Genomic DNA, 24,250 nt, shown 5'->3' on the forward strand with positions numbered 1-24,250 from the left:
GAGGTGTGGCGGGGCTGATGTCGGGACAGGGCGTCGGGGGCGAGCACCGGATCCGGTCGCCAGGCGCACTGCGACTGCAGATCCTCGGCCCGCTCCGGGCCTGGCGGGACGGCGTCGAGCTGGACCCCGGCCCCCGCCAGCGGGCCTACCTGCTCGCCCTGCTCCTGGCCCGCGCCGGTGGGCCGGTCAGCGCCACCGAGCTGATCGACCTCGTCTGGGGAGACGACGCCCCCGCGACCGCGCTCAACGTCATCCACAAGTATGTCGGTGCGCTGCGCCGCCTGCTGGAGCCCGAGCTACCACCCCGCGCGGTCGGCTCCTACCTGCACCGGCACCCGACCGGCTACCGGCTGTCCGCCACGGCGCAGATGCTCGACCTGATCGCCTTCCGCGAGCACGTCGTGGCCGCCGACGCCCACCGGGTCGGAGGGCGGGGCGGGGCCGCCCTCGACGCATACCTGCGGGCGCTCGCGTTGTGGCGGGGGCCGGCCGGTGACGGGCACGTGCACCGGCCGGGTGCCGTCGCCCTCTTCGCGGCGCTGGACGGGGAGTTCCTCGCCGCCGCCGTCGTCGCCGCCGATCTGGCCGTCTCGCTGGGGCAGCCGCACCACGTGCTGGCCCCCCTGCGCCTGGCGGCGACGATGGCACCTCTGCACGAGCCGGTGCAGGCGAGCCTGGTCACCGCGTTGGCCGCCGCCGGTCAGCAGGAGCAGGCACTGGCCGTGTTCCGGGCCGTCCGCACCGACCTCGCCGAGCAACTGGGGGTCGACCCCGGCCCGGCCCTGGGGCAGGCCTACCACCGGGCGTTCGGCCCGGCGTCGACGCGGTCGGTGCCGCCCGTGGCACCCCCGCCGCAGGCCCCGACCGGTGGCGGCCTGGTCGGCCGGGCCGGCGAACTTGCGGCACTGCACCACGCGACCACGGCGGCCCTCGCCGGGGGCACCGCGCTCGTGGTCGTCCAGGGCGAGCCCGGGGTCGGCAAGACCCGGCTGCTCCGGGAGGCCACCGCAGAGGCGGAGCAGCGCGGCGCGTTCGTCGTCCGGGGGCAGTGCCCCGAGGGCGGCGGCGCCCCCTCGATGTGGCCGTGGGTGCAGGCCATCCGCGCCGTCCTCGACGGGCTGCCCGCCGGGCAACGACACACCTCGGTCGGCCGGGAACTGGGCAGCCTCCTGGAACCGCGCCGGGACGTCCTCGCCGCGCCGGTGCTGCCCGACAACGGCTTCCCGTTCCGGCTCTTCGAGCAGGTCGTCGCGATCATCGCGGCGGCCTCGGCGCAGCGGCCGATGGTGCTCGTGCTCGACGACCTGCAATGGGCTGACAGTGCGTCACTCCAACTGGTCAGCCACCTCGCGGCCCGCCTGCCCGACCGCACCACGCTGATCGGTGCGCTACGCGACCGCGCCCCCACCCCTGGCTCCGCACTGTCCCGGATGCTCGCCACGGTCAGCCGGCTCCCCGGCCACCAGCGGATCATCCTCGGCAACCTCAACGAAGCCGAGGTGGCCGAACTCATCCGCCGGGAGACCGGTGCCGTGCCCACCCCCGATGCGACCCGCGGCATCCTCGCCCGCACCGCCGGGAACCCGTTCTTCGTCCGGGAGCTGTCCCGCCTGCTCAACGACCGGCCCCGGGGGCGGGCCGGCGTGCCGGCCACCGTACGAGACGTGGTCATCGACCGGTTGGCCGGGCTGGACGCCGACGCCCGCGACCTGCTCCGGATCGCCGCGTTGATCGGCCGGGACGTGGAACTCGGACTGCTCGCCCGCGCCGCCGGCCTCGACCTCGACGGCTGCCTCGAACGGTTGGAACCGGTGCAGGCGCTCGGCATGCTGGAGAGCCGGCCGGCCGATCCGTTCTCGCTGAGGTTCGCCCACGACCTGGTGCGCGAGGCGGTGGCCGCGACGACCCGACCGGCACAGGTCGGGCAGCTGCACCTGCGCATCGCGGACGCGCTGGAACGGGGCGGGCCGGACGCCGAGACGGTGGCCGAGCGCCTCGCGCACCACCTGTGGTCCGCCGGTCTGCTCGCCGAGCCGGCCCGGACGGCCCGGGCGCTGATCCGCGCGGGCCGGCACGCGGCGGGCAAGTCGGCGCTCGACGTCGCCGAGCGACACCTGCGCGCGGCGGTGCAGGTGGCCCGCGGCGCGGGCCTCGCCGAGTGGGAGCTGGCCGCGCTGGCCCAGCTCACCGCGGTCCTCGGGATGCGGTCGATGTACGGCTTCTCGGTGACCGACCTGCTGGAGCGGGCCGAACACCTGGCCTGTGGCCTCGGCCTGGAACGGGAGGCGGCCAGCTTCCTCTACTCCCGCTGGGCCGCCCTGGTCCAGGCGATCGAGCTCGACCGCAGCGCCCCGTTGGCCCGCCGGCTGCTGCGCCGGGGCGAGGAGTCCGGCGATCCGTGGGTGCTCGCCTGCGGTCTGCACGCCTGGGGCCTGCAACAGTGGGACTACGGGGAGATCGGCGAGGCGATCCGCTGGCTCGACCGGTCCCGGGACATGATCTTCGACATCCCGCGCAGGGACGGGGACCCAGTGCGGCACGACCTCCAGCTGCTGATGGCCGCGATGCTGGCCGAGGTCACCACGTTGCACGGTGCGGTGGCGGACGGGCGGGCCCTGCTCGACGGGCTCGAAGACCTGGCCGGCGAGGACCCGTACATGGTCACGGTGTGGGCGTGCGCCGCCACCCGCATCGCGGTGATCGTCGGCGATCCGGTGCTGGCGCTGCGCGCCTCCGGGCGGGGGATCGCGGTCGATCCCGGGTTCTCCTTCGTCTTCCTCGGCACCTACCAGCGGCTGGCCCGCTACTGGGCGCTGGCGGTCACCGGCCGGGACCCGATCGGCAACGCGGACCGGGCGCGACAGCTCATCGCCTCGCACCTGCTCGACCCGCCCCGCTCGGACGTCGCCGCCTGGCACGGGCTGCTCGGCGAGATGCTCATCGCCGGTGGGGCGGTCGACGCCGCCGCGACGGCGCTCGACCAGGCCGACTTCTATCTGGAGTCCTGCGGTCAGCGCCATCCGGAAGGGCTGCTGCTCCTGCTGCGGGCCCGGCTCCTGCGGGCCCAGGGTGAGCCGGTCGAGGTCGTGACCGCCGCCGCCGAGCAGGCACGGGCGGTGTCCGCCGAGCGGGGTGCGTTCCTGCACACCCGTCGCGCCGAACGGCTCCTCGCCGAACTGGCGACCCTGCCCACGCGATAGCGAGCATCCTGCCGTACGGCCTCCGGCACGTCCTCGGTGACCGCTACGTGCCGTTCGGTTTCGGCACCTGACAGCACCTCGCGGCGGTGCACCGCTTGACAAGCCGCCCCGTCCGGAGTGGACGATGGGACGTGAGAATTCTCGTGGTGGGCGGCAGTGGCCTGATCGGCACCCATGTGGTCGGGGTGCTGCGCGGGCGGGGCCACACGGTCACCACGGTGGCCCGTACCGCCCAGCCGGGCGTCGACCACCTGCTCGATCTGGAGTCCGCCGCGATCGACGACCTCCGGCCGTTGCTCGCCGGCCACGACGGGGTCGTCCTCGCCACCCGGGCGGACGAGCAGCGGGTGCTGCCCCGGCCGATCCACCCGCTCCTGCGTCGGGAACTCGTCGACCCGCTGGTGCGCCTGTTCACCGCCGCCCGCGAGGCGGGGCTCACCCGGGGGGTCGTCATGGGCTCCTACTACACCCACTTCGACCGGTTGCATCCACAGTGGCGTCTCACGACCCGCCACTCGTACATTCGGTGTCGGTGGGAACAGGCCCGGGAGGGCCGGGCCGCCGCCGGCCCGGATCTGCCGGTCACCGTGCTGGAGTTGCCGTTCGTGTTCGGCCGGACCGGCGACCGGCTGCCCAACTGGGCCGGTCCGCTCGACCGGTGGGCACGGTCCCGGGCACCGCTGGCGGTTCCCGTCGGTGGAACGGCCGCCGCTTCGGCGCGCAGCGTGGCCGAGGTCGCCGTCGACGCGCTCGAACAGGCCCGGGGCGGGGACGTCCCGGTCGCCGACGAGAATCTCACCTGGGCGGCGATGATGGGCCGCATCGCCGACGCGGTCGGCCGTCCCCGTCGGGTCGGCCGCCTGCCCGCCCCCGTCGTCCGCGCCTCGCTGGGCTGCGGTGGCCTGCTGCACGGTCTCGCGCGCCGGGAGGCGGGCCTCAACCCGACCCACCTCGCCGACCTGCTGCTGGCCGACCTGTTCATCACGCCCACCACCGGCCGGTCGCTGGAACCGGCGCTGCGCGCCACCTTCGCCCCCACCGCCTAGACACGCCGCCGCCCGGCGGCGCCGGGGTCAGGCACGCCACCGCCGGGTGCGCTGCCGGTGGGCATGCCCGCGCATCGGACGTTGCCGCCGCCGCCCAGGCACGCCGCAGGATGGCCCGCGTCGGGCGGGTGGGGTGCTACAGCCACACGCAAGGTTCGCGTTAGGTCCGCCCGCGACGATCGGGCGTATGAGTGAGATCGGTCGCACGCTTCGGGTTCCGGACGCCAACCTGTACTACCAGATCTGTGGTTCCGGGCCGGTGCTGCTGATACTCCAGGGCGGGGACGGGGACGCCGACCGGGCGGCCGGTCTGGTCGAGCAGCTCGCCGACGCGTACACGGTGGTCACCTACGACCGGCGTGGCCTGTCGCGCAGCGTCATCGACCCCGACGACGGCCGTCCGGTGCCCGTGGAGACCCACGCCGACGACGTGCACCGGCTGTTGGCCGAGGTGACCTCGGAGCCGGCGGCGGTGTTCGGTTCGAGCATCGGCGGCCTCACCGGGCTGCACCTGGCCACCCGGCACCCGGAACAGGTCCGGGTGCTGGTCACGCACGAGCCGCCGATCCTCGACCTGCTGGCCGACGACATGTGCCGCACGGTCAACGCCGGTCTGGACGAGGCGGAGGAGCTGCACCGGGGCACCGGTGGCCTGCCGGCCCTGCTACGTCTGGGCGCGCTCAACGGCGTGGACTTCCGCCGGTTGGAGACCGAGCCGGGGGTGACCATGTCCCCACCCGACGAGCGGCGCACCGCGAACATCGAGTTCTTCCTGGCCCGGGACCTGCCCGCGTTCCGGGACTACCGGCTCGACATGGACGATCTCGACGCGATGAAGACTTCGCCGACCCGGGTCGTCCCGGCCGGCGGGCAGGACTCGCACGGCGTGTGGGGCTACGTCGCCGCCGAGCGCCTCGCGGCCCACCTCGGGGTGGCGACCACGGATTTCCCCGGTGGGCACGCCGGCCTGACCACCCACCCCCGCGCCTTCGCCGCCCGGCTGCGCGAGGTGCTCTCCAGTTTCGGCGTCTGACGATCGGGAGGCGAGACCATGACGACGATGGTGCACGACACGACGACGACCGGCGCGGCGACGGGACAGGCTCCGGTCCGGCAGCTCGACCGGGTGGTCATCCGCTTCGCGGGTGACTCGGGCGACGGGATGCAGCTCACCGGGGACCGGTTCACCTCGGAGACCGCCCAACTCGGCAACGACATCGCGACGCTGCCCAACTTCCCGGCCGAGATCCGGGCGCCCGCCGGCACCCTGCCGGGCGTGTCGAGCTTCCAGCTCCACTTCTCCGCCTCCGACGCCCTCACCCCCGGCGACGCACCCGACGTCCTGGTCGCGATGAACCCGGCCGCGCTCCGGGCGAACCTTGCCGACCTGCGGCGCGGCGCGGCGATCATCGTCGACACCGACGAGTTCACCGGACGCCAACTGACGAAGGTCGGTTACCGGGCCAACCCGCTGGAGGACGGTTCGCTCGACGGGTACGAGGTCCATCCGGTGCCGCTGACCACACTGACCATCGGCGCGCTCGCCGACACGGGGGTGTCGAAGCGGGACGCCGAACGGGCCAAGAACATGTTCGCGCTCGGCCTGCTGAGCTGGATCTACGCCCGTCCGTTCGCGTCGACCCTGCGGTTCCTGGAACGCAAGTTCGCCACCCGCCCGGAGTTGGCCGTCGCGAACGTCACCGCCTTCCGGGCCGGCTGGAACTACGGCGAGACCACCGAGGACTTCACCGTCCGGTACGAGGTCGCGCCGGCCCCGATGCCGCCCGGCCGGTACCGCAACATCACCGGCAACGCGGCGTTGGCGCTGGGCCTGGTGGCGGCCGGCGTCCGGTCGGAGCTGCCGGTGTTCCTCGGCGCGTACCCGATCACGCCCGCCTCGGACATCCTGCACGAGCTGTCGAAGCACAAGCGGTTCGGCATCACCACCGTGCAGGCCGAGGACGAGATCGCGGCGATCGGCGCAGCTCTGGGCGCCTCCTACGGCGGGGCGCTGGGGGTGACCACCACCTCGGGGCCGGGGGTGGCGCTCAAGGGTGAGACGATCTCCCTGGCGGTCGCGCTGGAGTTGCCGCTGGTCGTCATCGACGTGCAGCGCGCCGGCCCGTCGACCGGGATGCCGACCAAGACCGAACAGGCCGACCTGGACATCGCGCTGTTCGGCCGCCACGGCGAGGCGCCACTGGCGGTGATCGCCCCGGCGACACCGGCGGACTGCTTCGCCGCGGCGATCGAGGCGGCCCGGATCGCGCTGACCTACCGCACCCCCGTCATCCTGCTGTCGGACAACTACGTGGCGAACGGCTCCGAGCCGTGGCTGCTGCCCGACGTGTCCCGGCTGCCCGACCTCCGGGTCAGCTTCGCCCGGGAACCCAACGGCCCGGACGGCCGGTTCCTGCCGTACCTGCGGGACCCGCAGACGATGGCCCGGCCGTGGGCGGTCCCGGGCACCCCGGGGTTGGCGCACCGGATCGGCGGCCTGGAGAAGGCGGACGGCACCGGCGACATCTCGTACGACCCGGCCAACCACGACCTCATGGTCCGCACCCGGGCGGCCCGCATCGCGTCGATCCCGGTGCCCGACCTGGAGGTGGAGGACCCGGACCCGGACACCCGGGTGCTGGTGCTCGGCTGGGGCTCGACGTACGGGCCGATCACGGCGGCTTGCCGGGCGCTGCGCCGACGGGGACTTGCCGTGGCGCAGGTCCACCTGCGGCACCTGAACCCCCTGCCGGCGAACCTCGGCGACGTCCTGGCCCGCTACGACCGGGTGGTCGTCCCCGAGATGAACCTGGGTCAACTCGCCCGGGTGCTGCGCGCCCGGTACCTGGTCGACGTGGTGTCCCACACCAAGGTCGAGGGTTCGCCGTTCACCACCGGCGAACTGGCGAACGTCTTCGAGAGGGTGATCGGTGATGCCTGAGGTCGCCCTGTCGTTGACCGCCCGGGACTTCCGCTCCGACCAGGAGGTCCGCTGGTGCCCCGGGTGCGGTGACTACGCCATCCTCGCCGCGGTGCAGGGGTTCCTGCCCGAGTTGGGCATCCCGCGCGAGAACATCGTCTTCATCTCCGGTATCGGCTGCTCGTCGCGCTTCCCGTACTACCTGGACACCTACGGGATGCACTCGATCCACGGGCGTGCCCCCGCCATCGCCACCGGCCTGTCCGTCAGCCGGCCCGACCTGTCGGTCTGGGTGGTCACCGGTGACGGCGACGCGCTGTCGATCGGGGGCAACCACCTGATCCATGCCCTGCGCCGCAACGTCAACCTCAAGATCCTGATGTTCAACAACCGGATCTACGGCCTGACCAAGGGGCAGTACTCGCCGACGTCCGAGCTGGGCAAGACCACCAAGTCGACGCCGGTCGGCTCGCCCGACACACCCTTCAACCCGCTCTCGCTGGCGCTCGGCGCCGAGGCGAGCTTCGTCGCCCGTACCCTGGACGCCGACCGTCAGCACCTGCAGTCGGTGCTGCGGGCCGCCGCGGCCCACCGCGGCTCGGCGTTCGTCGAGATCTACCAGAACTGCAACATCTTCAACGACGGTGCCTTCGCGCCGCTCAAGGACCCGGACGTCCGCGACGACCACCTGATCCGGCTCACCCACGGCGAGCCGATCCGGTTCGGTGCGGACGGCCGGTTCTGCGTCACGCATCCGCCGGGCGGCTTCGGGCTCGTCGTACGCCGCACCGCGGAGGTGCCGGCCGGCGAGATCGTGGTGCACGACGAGTCGGTCACCGACCCGGCGTACGCGTTCGCGCTGACCCGGCTCTCCGGCTCCGACCTGGGCACCACCCCGGTCGGCGTGTTCCGCGCCATCGACCGGCCCTGCTACGACGACACCGTACGCACGCAGCTCGCGCACGCCACCGCGACCATGCCGCACGATCCGACGGGGATGCTCGCCGAACTGCTCGACAGCGGCGACACCTGGACGATCGGCTGATCGCCGTGCACCGGAGACGAGACGGGCGGGGCCGAGGACGTCCCCGGACCGTGCGGGCCGGGGACCGGCCCGACATCGTCACCGACCGGGACGTCGGCACCGGCGCTTCCCGACCCCACCGTCGGGCACAGCCCGTCGACCGCACAGAGCCGGAGGTATGGCCATGACCACGTCGCAGGTGAAGGTTCGTCTCGAGGGCGGCCCGAACGGTTTTCCCGACGACTTTCGGGCCCGACTGGTGAGCAGCCTGGAGCCGAAGATCAAAGTCCGGTACGGCTGCGGCTACGAGCACTTCGAGCGCACCGAAGAGTCGCTGACGGCAGTCGACGGTGACGTCGTCATCTACCGCTGGACGGCGCAGACCCGCGTCGCCGAGTGACATTTCCCCCCACCCGCGGTGGCCGCCATCATCCCCCCGATGGCGGCCACCGCGCTGTTCGCACCTGATCCTTGCCCGGTAGTCGGGTCGGGCAGGTAGCGGTCGGCGCGGCCGGCGGACCTGTGCAGGGACCGGGCTCCGGGTGGACCGGGCGGGTGTGGACGGCGGTTTCGCTTTCGCGCGGCCCGGGGTTTCGCGCGGCCCGGGGTTTCGCGCGGTCCGGGGTTTCGCGGGGACCGGCCCATGTGCGCCGGGGCATCCCGTGGGGCCGGGTCCGGGTATGCCGGAAGGGTGGTGGCGGGCACGGCACTGGCACCGCCGGCGGGACGTGGCCGGCGGTGCCAGTTGGTTCCGCGAACTCAGCTCACCAGGTGACGGGAAGGGAGGTTACGCCACCGGTGAGGGTGAAGTCGCGGAACTCCAGCTCGGCTGGGGGGACAGCGAGCTGGAGGTTGGGGAAGCGGACGAGCAGCGTCGCGAACAGGCACTGCAACTCGGCCCGCGCGAGGCTCGACCCGATGCAGAACCGGGGCCCGTGCCCGAACGCGATGTGCCGGTCCGAGTCGCGGGTGATGTCGAAGCGGTCCGGGTCGACGAAGACGTCCGGGTCCCGGTTGGTCGCGGTGAAGGCCAGCAGGACCAGGTCACCGGCCGGTACGTCGGTGCCGCAGACCGTGATGTCCTGGTGGGCGTAGCGGGGCAGGACGTCCTGGGTGGACGGGGCGACCATGCGCAGCATCTCCTCGACCGCGGACGGCACCAGGCTCAGGTCGTTCTGCAGCTTCTCCCGCTGGTCGGGGTGGGTGAGCAGCAGCAGGGTGCCGAGGTCCAGCCGGGTGACCGTGGTCTCGTGGCCGGCGAAGAGCAGGCCGGCACCCATCCGGGCGATCTCGTCGTCGGTGAGGTTCTCCTGCTCGGCGACCGCGAGCAGGTCGGAGAAGACGTCCTCGCCCGGCTCGGCCCGCTTGATGTCGATCAGCCGGTACATGTAGGCGACGAGCCGTTCCCAGGCGGCCTTCGCCGCGGCGGGGTCGTCGAGCGCGGTGGCGCCGGCCGAGTAGTGCCGGAACTCGGTGCGGTCCTCCGTCGGCACGCCCAGCAGCTGGCAGATGACCAGGACCGGCAGCGGGAAGGAGAGGGCCTCGTGGAAGTCGGCCGGCTGCGGGCTCGCCGCGAGATCGTCAAGCAGCTGGTCGACGATCTCCTGCACCTGCCCGCGCAGCTTCTCCACCCGGCGGGCGGCGAACGACGGCCCGATCAGCCGCCGGAACCGCTGCCGGGCGGCGACCTCCTTGTCCGGGGTGCCCAGCGGCCCGGTCAGCACGGCCGCGTTCGCGACCCGGGCCGCCTTGGCCGGCTCCGGGTGCGATCGGCCCAGACGCGGGTCGTTGAGCAGCGTCTTGACCTCCTCGTACCGGGTGACCAGCCACGCCTCGTCACCGGCCGAGGTGCGCACCCGGACGATCGGTTGGGTGTCCCGCAGCTCGCGGAACAGGGGTGCGATGCCGTTGACGTCGAACTGGTCGCGCTCGAACGGCAGCGCGGGCAGGTCGACGACGGGCAGGTCGCTGGTGATTGTCATGGTGGATGCTCCTTAGTTGAGTGAGATCCGGTCGAGGCGCTGCCGCTGGGCCGCCCGTACGCCCTCGGCGAGTGCGATCGGCGTGGGGTTGGCGAAGATGTCGGCCAGCGCGAGCCGGACCCGCAGCCGGGCCTCGACCTGCTGGACGAGCCGGGCGGCGAGCAACGAGTGCCCCCCGGCGGTGAAGAAGTTGGACGCGGCGTGCACGTCGGCGTGGCCGAGCAGGTCCTGCCACAGGGTGATCAGCTCGTCGACCACCGGGTCGCCGCTGGCCGCCGCCGGGCGTACGGCCTCGCGTGCCCGGCGTTGCCGCTCCTCGGCGAGCCGACCCAGCGCGGGATAGTCGACCTTGTCGTTGCCGGTGGTCGGGAAGCCCGCCACGACGATGAACTCCTGCGGCACCGCGGCGTGCGGCAGCACCCCGATGGCGTGCCGCCAGAGGTCGTCGTGGACGGCGTCGTCCGGGTCGGGGCCGACGACGAACGCGACGAGTGTGCCGTCCGCGCCACCGTGCACCAGCACCGCCGCCGCGTCGACCGCCGGATGCTCACCGAGCACCGACTCGACCTCGCCCAGCTCGATCCGGTTGCCCCGCAGTTTCACTTGGCGGTCCATCCGGCCGAGCACCTCGATGGTGCCGTCCGGCCGCCAGCGGGCCAGGTCCCCGGTGCGGTAGAACCGCCCGTACCGCTCGTGCCCGCCGAACCGTTCGGCGGTCAGTTCCGGGCGGCGGTGGTAGCCGATCGCCACGCCCGCGCCGGCGATGCAGAGTTCCCCGTGCAGGCCCACCGGCAGCTCGCGACCCTCCGGGTCGACGACGAGGACCTGGGTGTTCGCGATCGGCGTACCGACGTGGACGGGCCCGCTGAACGGGGCGTCGAGCAGCGCCGCGGTGGACCAGATGGTCGTCTCCGTGGGGCCGTAGACGTTGTGCAGCTCCCGGCCGGCCCCGGCGAGTTGCCGGGCCAGCCCGGCGGGCAGCGCCTCGCCGCCGCTGAGCAGCTGGACGTCGCGTAGGACGTCCCCCGCTTGTTCGGCCACCAGCCGCCAGGTCGTCGGTGTCGCCTGCACGATGTCGACCGGATGCTGCCGCAGCACGTCCAGCAGCACCGACCCGTCGGTGCGGGCGGCGTCCGGGGCGACCACGGTCGAGCCGCCGGCCGCCAGGGGCAGGAAGAGTTCCAGGGCCGAGATGTCGAAGCTGAACGTGGTCAGCCAGAGGGTCGCGGTGCGTGCGTCGGCGTGGAGCAGGTCGACGAAGTGCTCGATCAGGTTGGCCAGCGCCCGGTGGGTGATCCAGGTGCCCTTCGGGCGTCCGGTCGACCCGGAGGTGTAGATGAGGTAGGCCGGGTCCGCACCGGCGGCGAACTCGTCGGTGGCCGGGTCGACCGGGGTCGGCTCGGCGGTGGTGACCTCCACCGGGTGCAGCACCATCCGGCCGGGCACCTCCGGCACCGGGGTGCCCGGATCGGCGATCACCACCCCCGCGCCCGAGTCGTCGAGCTGGTAGACGATCCGTTGGTACGGGTGGGCCGGGTCGATCGGCAGGTAGGCGGCCCCGGCCAGCCAGGTGCCCAGGACCGCGCCGACCAGTTCCGGACCCCGCCGGCCCAGCAGGGCGACCACCCCGCCCGGGCCCACCCCGGCCGCGCGTAGGGCCGTCCGGGTGCGCTCCGCCGCCGCCCAGATCTGGGCGTACGACACCTCGCGGTCGCCGTCGCGGACCGCCACCGCCGTCGGTGCCGCCGCGACCCGGGCGGCGATGGCCGTCAGCACCGAGGGGCTCCGCGCCGGACGGGTGGTCGCGTTCGCCGCGCCGATGGTGGCGAGGTCCGCCGGGGCGTGCAGGGGTAGCGCGTCGACCGGCTCCCCGCTGCGCTGGCCGAGCGTCACCAGCAGCGCGTCGAAGCGCGCCAGCATGGCGGTCACGTCCGCCCGCCCGAGGACCTCGGTGTAGAAGACCGCCCGTACGTCCAGCGCGCCGGCCGTCGAGATGACGAAGAACTCCAGGTCGAACTTGCTGAAACCGTTCTCCACGATGCGTCGTTGGGCCCGCAGCCCACCGAGGTCGTAGCTGGCCTGCCCCTCGTCCGGGACGTAGTTGAACAGGTGCTTGAAGACCGGGTTGCGCCAGGAACCGGTGGCCGGTCGGAACTGCGCCATCAGCGCCTCGACGGGCACCTCGCGGTGGATGATCGAGGCGAGGAACACCCCACGGGCCTCCCCGACCAGGCTGGCGAAGGTGACGCCCGGCGGGATGCGCAGCCGCAGCGGCAGCGTGTTGATGTGGTAGCCGACGGCCCGGCTGCTCTCGGCGGTCCGCAGCGAGGCGGGTGCGCCCACGACGACGTCCCGGCCCGCGCCGTGGCGGGACAGCAGCAGGCTGTACGCCGCGTAGAGGATGACCGCCTCCGGTGCCCGCAGCTGCCGGGCGAGGGTACGCACCGCGTCGTACGCCGCCGCCGACAGGCGGGCGCTGACCCGGTCGCCGGTGAGGGTCGGTTGGGCCACGTCCGGGGCCTCGCACCACAGGGCGAGCCCGGACGGGTCGAACCCGGCCAGCTGGTCCCGCCAGTAGGTGAGGCTGCGTTGGCTCGGTGCCGTCTCCAGGCAGAGCGGGGCCGGCTGCGCCAGTTCGGCGGGCGGCTCGGCGTCCTCCGAGATCGCGGTGTAGTGGGCGACCAGTTCCTCGGTCAGCACCACCGAGGAGAGGGCGTCGAAGTTGAGGTGGTGCACGGCGAGGCAGAGCACGTCCCCCTCGGGGGTGCGGAACCGTCCGGCGCGCAGCAGCGGGCTGCCGTCCATCGCGAACGGGCGACCCACGTAGTCGGTGAGCAGTTCCTCCAGGTCGGCCCGGGTGACCTCGTACTGGTCCAGCGTGATGGTGATCTCGGTCGGGCCGAGGACGTGCCGCAACAGCCCCGCCGGGGTGTCGCGGAAGACCGTACGCAGCGTGGCGTGCCGCTCCAGCAGTCGGGCGAGGGTCTCCTCCAGCTCCCAGTCCCCGAGTTCACCCTCGACGTCGAGGGCCACCGCCAGGTTGTTGACGCCGGAGCCCGGGACGAGTTGGTCGAGCATCCACAGCGCCTCCTCTTTGCGGGTGGCGGCGGCCGGCCCGGTCACGACCGTGCCCCGCCGTGGACCCGTACCCGGCCGAGCAGCTCGCGGGTGGCTGCGGCGACCGCCGGGTCGGCGAGCATCCCGGCGTGCTCGACCGGGAAGGTGATCTCGTTGCCGGCGAGGTTCGTCGGGGCCTGCGGGTTGATCGTCCGGTACCCGTTGAGGCCGCTGGTGGGGCTCGCCGAGGTGAGCACCGTCGCCCGCGACCACGCCGGCAGCGGGTCGAACTGGCCGGCGGCGCAGAGGTAGCTGATGAAGGAGCGGAAGAGGGTGACCACCTCGGCGCCGCTCGTGGCGTCCAGGCCGAGCCGGGGGAAGGCCACCGCGCCGACCTGTCCGAAGATCTCGCTGAGCCGGTCCGCCAGCGGCTCCAGGCCGGCGAGGTCGCGTTGGGCCTGCCGGCCCGCCTCCCGCGCCTCGTCCAGCTCGGTCGGCGTCAGCGAGGAGGTGGCCACCTCGATGATCTTGGCGAACTGCCAGTACATGGTCAGCGGCGTGACGGTCTCGGGGTCGAACAGGATCAGCTGGGGCTCCGGCTGCCACTGACCCACCTGCGCGGCCAGGGCCGGGGCCAGTGCGCCCCCGGCGCAGAATCCCATGACCGCCGTCACCGTACGGCCGCTGTCGCGGACCTCGTCGGCCCAGCGCTTCACGTATCCCTCGCCGCTGGGCCCGACCAACGCGTCCATGCCGAGCGGAACGGTCTCCCACACGCTCGAATCCGGTCCCAGGTGCGGTGCCAGGTCGGCGAACCGCGCCTCCGGGCGGCCGGTGGCGTCGAAGTCGATGGCCAACGCGACCTCGTCGGTGCTGCCTGTCGTCAATGCTCGCCAGGTGGTCGATTCATTCATCGTGTTTCGGTCCCCTCGCTCCACTGTCCGTCTGGGGAACGCTATGGCCGGTCACTGAAACCGTTCTAAAGCCGGACCCCGCGTCGATCGACGCCGATCTTCGCCACTGCGGACGGCAATGGGGGACGCCATCCGACCGACCCCGCTGCCTGTGCGCACCGGGGCCGGTCCGTGTCGATGGGGCTCAGCTCAGCCGCAGATCCGCCTGGATCGCCCGGGCCACCGGGGCCCAGTGCCGCAGCAGGAAGAAATGGTCGCCGGCGAACGGTTGCAGGCGGAATCCGCCGTCGGTGTGGCCCGCCCAGGCCCGCGCGTCGGCGAGCTCGACCCGGGGGTCGGAACTGCCGTGCAGCGCCGTCACCGGGCACCGCAGCCGGGGCACCCCGGCCCGGGGCGCGTACGTCTCGATCGCCCGGTAGTCGGCCCGGATGGCCGGCAACACCATCGCCGTCAGTTCCTCGTCGGCGAAGACGTCGTCGTCGGTGCCGCTGAGTTCCGCGACGTCGGCGAGCAACCCCCGGTCGTCGCGCAGGTGGACCGTCTCGTGCCGGGACACCCCGGGCGCCCGGCGGCCGGAGGCGAACAGCCACAGCGGGGCGACCCCGAGCTGTTCCAGGCGCAACGCCACCTCGAAGCCGAGGATCGCGCCCATGCTGTGCCCGAAGAGCGCCACCGGTCCGGGCACGGCCGCCCGGATCACCTCGGTCAGCAGGTCGGCCAGGGCGTCGATGGTGCCGACCGGCGGCTCATTGCGGCGGTCCTGCCGGCCGGGGTACTGCACGCACGTCACGTCCGCCTCGGCGGCGAGCAGTTCGACGAGCGGCCGGAAGAACGTCGCCGCGCCGCCGGCGTGCGGCAGGCAGATCAGGGTGGGTCCGCCGCTGCTGCGGGTGCCGAACCGGCGTAGCCAGAGGTCGGGCTCGTCGGTGCGGTACGGCGCGTTCGCCGTGGTCGTGGTCACGACGCCGCCGCCAGCGGGCTGACCAGCATCGACGGCCCGAGGTCGCGGTCCTGGAGGATGTCCTGGTGCAGATCGCGCAGGGCCTGGCAGGGCTCGATGCCGATCTCCATGTCGAGCCGCTGGCGGGCGGTGTGGAAGACGGCCAACGCCTCGGCCCGGCGGTCCGAACGGTGCAGGGCGAGCATCAGGTACTGGTAGAGCTTCTCGCGTAGGGGCTGCTCGGTGATGAGGGCGGAGAGCTGGCCGACGATCTCACGGTGGCCGCCGAGGGTCAGCTCGATCTCCATCAGCTGCTCCAGGCACTCGATGCGCAGCTCGTTGAGCAGGGTGGCGTACGCGTACACGACCGGGCTGTCGATCAGTCCGCTGAACGCGGGTCCGCCCCAGAGCAGGAGGGCCCTGCGCAGGGTCTGGGCAGCCGGGAAGAACTGGCCGGCCCGGCGTAGCTGCTGGCCGAGGTGGGCCAGCCGGCGGAACTCGTCGGCGTCCAGGTCGCCCTCGGCGGTCAGGATGGTGTACCCCCGGGGCCGGGTCATGATGGCGGCGTCGTGGCCGCTGGCGCGCAGCACCTTGCGGAGCTGGGAGATGTAGACGTAGAGCGCGTCGTTGGCCCGGCTGGGCGTGTCCTCGCCCCAGATCTCGCTGAGCAACTGGTCGGAGGTGACCATCTGGTTCGTCTTCGCCAGCAGCACCGCCAGCAGGGTCTCGGTCTTGCGGGTACGTGGTGTGACGACACCGCCGACGCCATGGACCCTTATCTCGCCAAGGATCTCGTACTTCACGGATGTTCCCCCCGTCGAGTGGGCCCGCCGGCGCGGTGTCGGCGGTGCGTGGCATCGGGTGGAGTGCCGGCGCTGTCGTGGCGAGTCAGTCCGCCGTCTGGTCAACCCAAGTCACTACGCCACTGTGGCGCAGGTCGATACCGAATCAGTCCCGATCCGTTCCCGCCGGCCGCATCGCCGCAGTTCGCGGTGGGGAGGGCGGGCCGCCGGGATCCGGGAACGACGGCGGCGTGACGCCCGGACGGGTGTCGTCGGTCGGTGGCGGAGGCGGCACCCGGGTGCGGCGACGGCGGTCCACGCCGGCACACCATGTCTACCCGATAGACCGAAGTCGCCACAACCGTTGGTTTTGAATGCGTTTTGCGTCATGCGCCCATAAGTGCCGCACTGTCGTCGTCCTCGCCATCTGGGACCGCAATGGTATTCATGGGTAGCGATGTGGGATCGTTCCGGTAGCGACGGTTGTGACAGTGGCATTGTCAAAACGACCGACGAACATCGGGGGAACGTCATGTTCAAGATTCGCATCCTGGGTCGGGCCGCTGTCGTATTGTGCCTGGCCGTTGGGGCCTCCGCGGTTACCGGGCTCGGCGCAGATCGCGGTCAGGTGGCTGCCGGTCAGGAGGGTCACACCGTTGTCACGGTGGTCGCCGACGGGCCGTTGCTCGACAATGGTGGACCACGCTGAGGCGCCCGCCAGCCGAATAACGTCATCGATCCGTAGCGGATTTTACGACGCCCCACCATGGCAGCGCATTGATCGATGTCGTCGGGCGGTGCTGTTTCGAGGTGCGGATGCCGTGCCCCGTGACGGTGGCCGCCCGGCACCGGGCCGGCGGTCAGTGCGCGACGGCCGACCGGGACTGCTCCAGCCGCCCGAGGTGCTGCTCCAGATCGTCGCCGGTGACGCCCATGGCACGGTAGAGGCTCAGCGCGGCCTGCCAGTCCGTCATCGCCTGATCCAGGTCCCCGAGACCCGCGTGGGCGCGTCCCATGCCGTCCAACGCGCGCGCCTGTTCGAGACGCAGACCGATCCGGTCTGCGTTCTCGTGGGCCGTCCGGTGCCGGGTCAGGGCACCGGTGAAGTCGCTGCGTTCCGTGCTGACCCGACCGAGGACGTTCTCCACCTCCGCACGCAGCGCCGGGTTCTCCAGGCCACCCAGCAGGCTCAGCGCGCTCAGTCCGTGCCGTTCGGCCTCGGCGAGCCGACCCAGCCGCATCAGGACCTCGGCGTACCGCGTCTCGAGCATGGCCCGGGCCCGGCGGCTGTTCGTGGTCTGCACCGGAACGGCCGCCAGGGTCAGCGTGGCCAGCGCGGCGGTCCCCTCGCCCAGGCTGCTCTGCGCCGAGGCGAGCCGGGTCAGGGCCGAGGCGAGGTCGGCCGGCTGGTCACGGCCGTCGAGCAGGCGTACCGCCTCACGGGCGCTCGTCACCGCCTCGGCGTGCATGCCGAGGACGTTCTGTAGCTGGCTGATGTTGCTCAGCGCATTGCCCTGCTCGGCCAGGCCGCCCATCGTACGGTGGATGGCCAGCGCCCGTTGCTGGTAGCTGAGCGCCTCCTCGAACCGGCCCATGCTGGCGCAGACGATGCCGATCCGGCCCAGGCAGGTGCCCTCCCCGACGGTGTCGTTGGTGTCCTGGGCGATGGCCAGCGCGTCGGCGTAACACTCCAGCGCCTCGGTGAACTCGCCGAGATACCAGTGCGCGATCGCCACGTTGATCAGATTCAGTCCCTCGTGGACCGGCTCGTCGATGCGGCGGGCGGCGGCCGCGGCGTTGCGGAAGGTGGCGACGTGCTCGTGCATCTCGCCCCGGACGTAGAGGAAGAAGGCCATCGTGCGGGGCAGGTGGCACAGGTGGAAGTCGTGCCCCCGGTCGGTCGCCAGGTCGATCGCGGCGAGCAGGTTGCGTCGTTCGGCCTCGAACCACTCCAGCGCCTCCGCCTGGTCGTCCAGCGGCGGAACGTCCTGCGGCGGATTCCGTACCCGGGCTTCGGTCACGAACCGACCGGGCTGGACCCGGTTCGCCGCGGTCTCCGCCGTGACGACGTAGTAGTCGAGCAACCGGTGCAGGGCGGTGGCGTTCTCGTCGTCGTCCTGGGCGAGGACGGTGCGGACGAAGTTGCGGACCAGGTCGTGCATCTCGTACCGGTCGAGCTGCCGCTGGATGAGCAACTGCGAGTCGAGCAGGTCCTCCAGGATCTGCTCGGCCCGCTCCTGCGGGACGCCCGCGAGCGCCGCGGCGGTGTAGGCGTCGCAGCTCTCCCCGGGGAACATCCCGATCAGGCGGAACATCTGCTGATGGTCGGGACCGACCCCGTGGTAGGACAGGCCGATGCTGGCCGCGACGCTGCGGTCGTCGAGGACCAACTCCCGCATGAGCCGCCCCTCGCGGCGCAGCCGGCCGATCAGATAGCCGAGCGTCCACTTCGGGCGGTTGTGCAGCCGGGCCACGGCGATACGCAGAGCCAGCGGCAGCCGTCCGCACGCCTCGACCAGGGCCTGCACCTCGGCCTCGGTCGCCCGGTGCCGGTCACCGAGCAGCCGATGGACGATCGCGCTGGCCTCGTCGTCGAGCGGGGGGTCGAGGGTGATCGAGTGGGTCCCGTCCAGCCCGTTGAGCCGTGACCGGGTGGTGATCAGCACCAGACTGGTGGCCGAGCTGGGCAGCAACGGGAGGACCTGCTGGGCACTGCTGGCGTTGTCCAGCAGGATCAGCAGCGACCGGTCGGCGGTCTTGGCCCGCCACAGCGCCGACCTGCCGACCTGGTCGGTGGGGAGCTGCTCGCCCGGGGTGCCCACCGCCCGCAGCAGGATGCCCAGCGCCTCGACCGGGTCGACCGGCTCCCGGCCGTAGGTGAAGCCGTGCAGGTCCAGGAAGAGCTGACCGTCAGGGAAGCCCTTGCCCAGGCGGTGTGCGGCGTGGATCGCCAGGGTGGTCTTGCCGACGCCGCCCATTCCGTTGATCGACACGAGGGTCAGCGCCGTGGCGTCCGGTCGGGCGTAACCGACGAGCGACTCCAGGGTGTCGACGTGTCCGGTGAAGTCGACCAGGTCCCGGGGGATCGTCATCGGACGGTTCGACGACGTCACGACCCGGGCCGCGGGTGCCGACGCCCGGGTGGCGGAGCGCGGATCGAGGACCGGGTCGTTGCGCAGAATCTGCTCGTGCCGCCGGTTCAGCTCCGGCCCGGGGTCGATGCCCAACTGATCGGCGAGCGACTGCCGGGCGTCGGCATAGACCTGGAGGGCCTCGGCCTGCCGACCGGCCTGGTAGAGCGCGGTCATCAGCAGGACCAGCAGCCGCTCCCGCATCGGGTGCTCGGCCGCCAGCGCCCGGAGCTGGCCGACCAGGTCACCCTCCTCGCCGATCTCCAGTTGCAGGGTGATCAGACGTTCGACGGTCATCAGGCGTCGTTCGTCGGCGCGGGCCGCAGCGGTGCGTACGGTGAGGCCGTTCATGCCGCTCAGCGCGTCGCCGCGCCAGAGGGACAGGCCGGTGGACAGGGCGTCGATGGCCTCGTCGGGACGGCCGCCGTCCTCGGCGGCCCGGGCCCGGACGAGTTGTCTCTCGAAGATCTTCAGGTCGACCGCAGTGTCGTGGACGTCCATCCGGTAGCCCGGCCCGTCCGTGACGATCAGCCCGGGGGGCAGCCGCCGACGCAGGTCCGCCACGATCTTCCGGATCTGGTGCGCCGCCGTCGAGGGTGGTTGCGTCTCCCAGACGACCTGCACGAGTTGTTGCAGGGTGACGACGCATCCGGTGGCCAGCAGCAGGGCCGCGAGCACCAGTTCCTGCCGGGTGCCGCCGAGGGGTACGCGGACGCTGTCCACCCACACTTCCAGGGGACCGAGGAGTTTGAAGACAATTGGTTGATCGGCGGTGATCAACGACTCTCGATCATCCCCGGATGGCAACGTGTCCCTCCCCAAGAGATGTGACGAATCGCAATTAATCATGTTTCGGCGAGAGTGTCAACCTGCTTTATTTCACGTTGTCGATATGGTCGTTAAGACCGTTCCGAGAATTTTGCCGAAGGTGTTTGTGCGGGCGGGTCCGGGCCAGCGGTGTCGGGTGCCGGGAACGACGTGCACGGGAGCGTTTCGAATAGAGGTCTCTTGTCGGCGATGCGACTCGCCCGCGCTGTGACTCTCCCTCATGAAAAGCCGCCCCGCAAGCACCGACACCTGCTCGTTCGTCGCGAGCGGGCGAGCTCGGACCGGCGGTCGGGGCGGTGATGGCGGCTGCGCCGACCGGATCCGTCCCGCCGGGTGGGGGCGCCGGACGGGCGGGTGCGCCACCACCGGCCCGTACCAAGATCCTCTTTAGGTCGCCGTTAGGCGGGCCGAGGACCGTTGGGGATGTTGGCCGCACCATTTCCCGAAAGCGGGTGGCAATGAAAGTCCAGAACGTCTTTGTCGCTGGTGTCGGCACGTATCTGCCGGACCGCATCACCACCGAAGAAGCCGTGAAACGCGGTTGGTACGACGAGGCGAACCGCACCCACAGCGATCTTCATTCGATCGCGGTCGCAGCGGACATGCCCGCCCCCGACATGGCGTTCCAGGCCGCCTCGGAGGCGATGAAGCGGTCCGCCCACCGCCCCGAGGACGTGGCGGCGCTGATGCACTGCCCGGTCCACTACCAGGGGCCCGACACCTGGTCCGCCCCGCACTACATCCTGCACGAGACGCTCGGCGGGCGGGGGGTGCCGGCGCTGGAGATCCACCACGGCTGCAACGGGATGCTGTCGGGGCTGCGGCTGGCGGCGGCGCAACTGATGGCCGACCCGGAGTCGACCGCCGTCCTGCTCACCGCCGCCGACAACTTCTCCACCCCGGTCGTCGACCGCTGGCGGATCAGCTCGCACTACGTGCTGGCCGACGGCGCGAGCGCCGCCCTGCTGTCCACCCGGGGCGGCTTCGCCGAACTCCTCGCGGTCGGCTCGGCGTCCAACCCGGCGGCCGAGGTCCTGCACCGGGGCGGCGAACCACTGTTCCCGCCGAGCATCACCACCGGGCAGCGGGTCGACCTCGAGGCGCGCTCCCGCTACTGGGCCGAGCAGTGGGCCAACGGGGTCACCCCACCGGTGTTCCACCTCGGCGACCTGGTCACCGAGACCGTCGACCGGGTGCTCGACGAGGCCGGGGTGACGATGGCCGGCATCGCCCGGGTCGCCCACAGCGGGGTGGCCCTCGACCAACTCCAGAACGGGATCTTCGACCCGCTGGGGATCACCGCCGAGCAGACCGTGTGGGACTTCAGCCGCACGGTCGGGCACTGCGGCGCCAGCGACCAGATTCTCGCCCTGGACCACCTGGTGACCACCGGCGCCGTCGGCCCGGGCGACCACGTCCTGCTGCTCGCGGTCGGCGTCGGCATCGAGGTCGGCTGCGCGGTAGTCAAGATCATCGAAGAGCACCGTTGAGTCGACCGGAAGGACCCACCGTGCAGCAGGAAACCACGGCAACCACACGTGAGGAGATCCGGCAGGCGATCGCCGTCGTGATCGGCCTCGACGCCGCAGCCATCGGCGACGACGCCAACCTGGTCCAGCTCGGCCTCACCTCCCTGCAACTGATGCGGCTGGTCAACGGCTGGCGTCGCGCCGGGATGCGCGTGCGCTTCGGTGACCTCGCCGCCGCACCCACCGTGACCGCCTGGTCGCAGCAGCTCGCCGACGCCGTCACCGCACCCTGACCCGACCGCCCCGACCCGACCGCCCCGAACCGGTCCGACCCGACCGCCCTGACGGCCAGCGCCCCCGACCACCGGTCGGGGGCGCTGGCCGTGCCACCGGTCACCCGGCCGGCTCACCGAACCACGACTTGAGCGCGCCGGACAACCCCTCGGCATCCGCGACCGGATCCCCGGCCCAGGCGACGTGACCGTCCGGACGTACCAGGACGGCGTCCACCGGGATCTCCCCGGTCGGGTCCGCGTGAACCGCGTCCACCCGGTCACCCAGTGCCGCCAGGGTGCGTCCGGCCGGCTCGGGCGTCCGGCCGGCCAGGTCCAGGTAGACCCCGCGCCCGCCATGGTGCAGGTCGGCCACGCCGCCCGACGTCGTCGCCCCCGTCGCCGTGGCGGCCAGGGGCCGTACGCCGGTCAGCGGCACATGCGGCAGCCGGCGACCCGCCGGCACCGGACCGGTCGGCTCCACCCCGACGTCGTAGCGGACGTCGAGCCCGGTGGACAGCTCCAACAGGTAGGTGTTGACCTGCGGCAGGCGCAGGAGATCGGCGAAGAGGCCACGCAGCGGGGTCACCCGGTCGATCGGATGGATCAGCGCGAGCTGCGCATCGGTGGCCGCTGCCGCCCGGACCGCCTGCGGATGGCGCTCCTCGTGGTAGGTGTCCAGCAGGTCGGGGCGGCCCCACCCGGACAGCTCCGCGGCGAGCTTCCAGCCCAGGTTCACGGCGTCCTGCAGACACAGGTTGAGGCGCAGGCCGGCCAACGGATAGAAGGTGTGCGCCGAGTCGCCGGCCAGGAAGACCCGGCCGCTGCGCATCCGGTCCACGGTCCGGGTCTGGCCGCCGTAGCGACGGACCCAGCGCACCGGCGCGTCCGGGAACTCCGCCCCGGTGAGCCGGGCGATCGCCGCACGCAGCTCGGCGGTCGTCGGCGCGGTGTCGGCGGGAGGCGCGACGTCGAACTCCGCCGTGATCACCCGCAGCAGCCCCGGCCCGACCGGCACCGCCGAGTAGACGCCCCCGCCGGGGCAGAACTTCGACCCCCGGTGCTCCGGGGGCAGGTCCGCGACCGCTATCTCCACGTCGGCCACCAGGCCGCAGTTCGCCGGGCCGGCCCCCGGGAAGTCGATGCCGGCCGCCGCGCGCACCGTGCTGTCCTCGCCGTCGGCCGCCACCAGGAAGCTGCCGTGCAGGTGGTACTCGCCGCTGGGGGTGGCGACCCGGACCCGTACGCCGTCGTCGTCCTGGTGGAAGGCCGTCACCCGGTGGCCATGGCGCACGTCGGCCCCCCGGGCCACGGCGGCGTCGCCGAGCCGCCGTGCGATGAACTGGTGCCCGAGCAGCATGGCCGGCTGGTGCCGGCCGTCGAGCGGCGACATGTCCAACCACATCAGCGAGAAGTGGGTGCCCTGCACGGGGGAGACGTGCCCGCGCAGGCCGGCGAGCAGACCCCGCTGGTCGAGCAGCTCGGCGGTGGTGGTGTTGATCGCCTGTCCGGGCGACTCGTCGGTCAGGCCGGGGCTGCGCTCCAGCACGACGACGTCGATCCCCCACAGGGTCAGCTCGTGCGCGAGCATGAGCCCGGTCAGGCTCCCCCCGGCGATGATCACTGGTGCGGTCATGTGCGACTCCTTCAGCCGATGCCGAGTTCGTTGTCGATCAGGTCGAAGATCTCGTCGTCGGTCGCCGTCGAGATCGCGGTCACCTCGTCACCGGTCTCCGCCACCACGGCGGACCGCTGCTCCTCCACCCGGTCCTGGAAGCCGGCCAGCCGGGCGGCCAGCCGGCCCATCGCCGCGGCGTTGGGTGCCGCCACCGTCAGGTCGGCGGTCAGCCGGTCCAACTCGGCGAACAACACCGCGAACGGGTCCTGCTCCCGGGGCGTCAACCGTTCACCGAGGTGCCTCGCCAGCTGTGCCGGGCTCGGGTGGTCGAAGATCAGACTGGCCGAGAGCCGCAGCTGGGTCGCCGTGGCGAGCCGGTTGCGCAGCTCCACCGCCGTGAGCGAGTCGATGCCGAGGTCCTTGAACTGCCGCTCCGGGGGGATGCCCGCCGTCCCGGCATGGCCCAGGGTGATCGCCGCGTTCTCGCAGACCAGGGTCAGCAGCAGGGCGTGCCGGTCGCCGTCGGTGAGCCCGGCGAGTCGTTCGGGCAGCGGCCTGAGCGTCGCCGGACCGTCCGGCTCCGACGAGGCTGCGTCGACCGGCCCGGTCAACGCCCGGAAGAGCGGCGCGAGCAGCCCGTCACGAGCACGGGCGGCGAGGGTGGGCAGGTGCAGCCCCATCGCGACGGTCACCGGCTGCCCCAGGTCGACGGCCGCGTCGAGGGCGGTCAGGCCGTCCGCGACGTCCATCGGCCGTACGCCGATCCGGCCGAGCCGCTGGAGATCCTGCTGCTGGAGGCCGGCGCCCATCCCCGACTCGGTGTGCCACAGCCCCCACGCGATCGTGGTGCCGGCGAGCCCCAGGGTGTGGCGGTGGTGGGTCAGGGCGTCCTGGAAAGTGTTGGCCGCGGCGTAGTTGGCCTGACCGGCGTTGCCGAGGGTGCCTGTGGCGCTGCCGAAGACGACGAGATTCACGTCGGGGTGGTGTTGGAGTGCGGTGTGGAGGGTGTGGGTGGTGTCGATTTTGGCGGTGAGGGTGGTGTGGAGGGTGTGGGGGGTTTGGGTGGT

The 24,250-nt window shown here is 72.3% G+C and carries 17 protein-coding genes; 8 read left to right on the forward strand and 9 right to left on the reverse strand.

The window, feature by feature from the left end; all coding sequences use genetic code 11:
* The first annotated feature begins 17 nt into the window (after positions 1 to 17).
* The 6 genes from AB0C22_RS28540 (at position 18) to AB0C22_RS28565 (ending at position 8,590) form a co-directional block, all read left to right on the forward strand.
* Positions 18 to 3,200 carry an AAA family ATPase gene (locus AB0C22_RS28540; protein WP_357538010.1) on the forward strand — a complete coding sequence of 1,061 codons (3,183 nt, stop codon included), beginning with the start codon at positions 18 to 20 and terminating at the stop codon, positions 3,198 to 3,200.
* Between the two features lie 131 nt (positions 3,201 to 3,331).
* On the forward strand, positions 3,332 to 4,246 hold the full coding sequence (locus AB0C22_RS28545) for an NAD(P)H-binding protein (protein ID WP_357538012.1): 915 nt from the start codon (positions 3,332 to 3,334) through the stop codon (positions 4,244 to 4,246).
* A 187-nt stretch (positions 4,247 to 4,433) separates the two neighbouring features.
* Entirely contained in the window at positions 4,434 to 5,279 is an 846-nt protein-coding gene (locus tag AB0C22_RS28550; RefSeq protein WP_219468984.1) for an alpha/beta hydrolase, read from the forward strand.
* Positions 5,280 to 5,306: 27 nt separating this feature from the next.
* On the forward strand, positions 5,307 to 7,187 hold the full coding sequence (locus tag AB0C22_RS28555) for a 2-oxoacid:acceptor oxidoreductase subunit alpha (RefSeq protein WP_357538035.1): 1,881 nt from the start codon (positions 5,307 to 5,309) through the stop codon (positions 7,185 to 7,187).
* A complete protein-coding gene (locus AB0C22_RS28560) occupies positions 7,177 to 8,211 on the forward strand; it encodes a 2-oxoacid:ferredoxin oxidoreductase subunit beta (RefSeq protein ID WP_208569860.1) in 1,035 nt (344 codons plus the stop codon). Before AB0C22_RS28555 ends, AB0C22_RS28560 begins: the two co-directional genes overlap by 11 nt.
* Positions 8,212 to 8,374: 163 nt before the next feature.
* Positions 8,375 to 8,590 carry a DUF5988 family protein gene (locus AB0C22_RS28565; protein ID WP_244253270.1) on the forward strand — a complete coding sequence of 72 codons (216 nt, stop codon included), beginning with the start codon at positions 8,375 to 8,377 and terminating at the stop codon, positions 8,588 to 8,590.
* A gap of 364 nt (positions 8,591 to 8,954) precedes the next feature.
* Here the strand turns inward: AB0C22_RS28565 and AB0C22_RS28570 are convergent, their stop codons facing one another.
* The 7 genes from AB0C22_RS28570 to AB0C22_RS28600 form a co-directional block, all read right to left on the reverse strand.
* Entirely contained in the window at positions 8,955 to 10,172 is a 1,218-nt protein-coding gene (locus tag AB0C22_RS28570; protein WP_208569858.1) for a cytochrome P450, read from the reverse strand.
* Between the two features lie 12 nt (positions 10,173 to 10,184).
* Entirely contained in the window at positions 10,185 to 13,295 is a 3,111-nt protein-coding gene (locus AB0C22_RS28575; protein WP_357538015.1) for an amino acid adenylation domain-containing protein, read from the reverse strand.
* A complete protein-coding gene (locus tag AB0C22_RS28580) occupies positions 13,292 to 14,143 on the reverse strand; it encodes a hypothetical protein (protein ID WP_219468992.1) in 852 nt (283 codons plus the stop codon). Before AB0C22_RS28580 ends, AB0C22_RS28575 begins: the two co-directional genes overlap by 4 nt.
* Before the next feature lie 184 nt (positions 14,144 to 14,327).
* Entirely contained in the window at positions 14,328 to 15,104 is a 777-nt protein-coding gene (locus tag AB0C22_RS28585; RefSeq protein WP_219468994.1) for an alpha/beta fold hydrolase, read from the reverse strand.
* The gene (locus AB0C22_RS28590; protein WP_219468996.1) at positions 15,101 to 15,886 is read right to left on the reverse strand and encodes an AfsR/SARP family transcriptional regulator; all 786 of its coding nucleotides are present in this window, start codon (positions 15,884 to 15,886) and stop codon (positions 15,101 to 15,103) included. The genes AB0C22_RS28585 and AB0C22_RS28590 overlap by 4 nt, the downstream gene beginning before the upstream one ends.
* 424 nt (positions 15,887 to 16,310) lie before the next feature.
* Positions 16,311 to 16,517 carry a hypothetical protein gene (locus AB0C22_RS28595; RefSeq protein WP_219468999.1) on the reverse strand — a complete coding sequence of 69 codons (207 nt, stop codon included), beginning with the start codon at positions 16,515 to 16,517 and terminating at the stop codon, positions 16,311 to 16,313.
* A gap of 208 nt (positions 16,518 to 16,725) precedes the next feature.
* Positions 16,726 to 19,719 (reverse strand): BTAD domain-containing putative transcriptional regulator, encoded by a 2,994-nt coding sequence (locus AB0C22_RS28600; RefSeq protein WP_219469002.1) that lies wholly within the window; start codon positions 19,717 to 19,719, stop codon positions 16,726 to 16,728.
* Between the two features lie 563 nt (positions 19,720 to 20,282).
* Between AB0C22_RS28600 and AB0C22_RS28605 the strand changes: the two genes are divergently transcribed.
* Together AB0C22_RS28605 and AB0C22_RS28610 are read left to right on the forward strand one after the other, a co-directional pair.
* Positions 20,283 to 21,314 carry a ketoacyl-ACP synthase III family protein gene (locus AB0C22_RS28605; protein ID WP_255599180.1) on the forward strand — a complete coding sequence of 344 codons (1,032 nt, stop codon included), beginning with the start codon at positions 20,283 to 20,285 and terminating at the stop codon, positions 21,312 to 21,314.
* Positions 21,315 to 21,334: 20 nt separating this feature from the next.
* Positions 21,335 to 21,586: a phosphopantetheine-binding protein gene (locus tag AB0C22_RS28610; RefSeq protein ID WP_208569850.1), complete on the forward strand. Its 252-nt coding sequence runs from the start codon at positions 21,335 to 21,337 to the stop codon at positions 21,584 to 21,586.
* A 100-nt stretch (positions 21,587 to 21,686) separates the two neighbouring features.
* On the opposite strand, the gene AB0C22_RS28615 is transcribed toward AB0C22_RS28610, so the two are convergent.
* Both AB0C22_RS28615 and AB0C22_RS28620 read right to left on the reverse strand, forming a co-directional pair.
* Positions 21,687 to 23,201 (reverse strand): FAD-dependent monooxygenase, encoded by a 1,515-nt coding sequence (locus AB0C22_RS28615; protein ID WP_357538018.1) that lies wholly within the window; start codon positions 23,199 to 23,201, stop codon positions 21,687 to 21,689.
* Positions 23,202 to 23,212: 11 nt separating this feature from the next.
* The coding region (locus tag AB0C22_RS28620; RefSeq protein WP_357538020.1) for a KR domain-containing protein at positions 23,213 to 24,250 on the reverse strand (1,038 nt) is incomplete at its 5' end.

The organism is Micromonospora sp. NPDC048894 (assembly GCF_040649765.1).
In the GTDB taxonomy this organism is placed as follows: domain Bacteria; phylum Actinomycetota; class Actinomycetes; order Mycobacteriales; family Micromonosporaceae; genus Micromonospora; species Micromonospora antibiotica.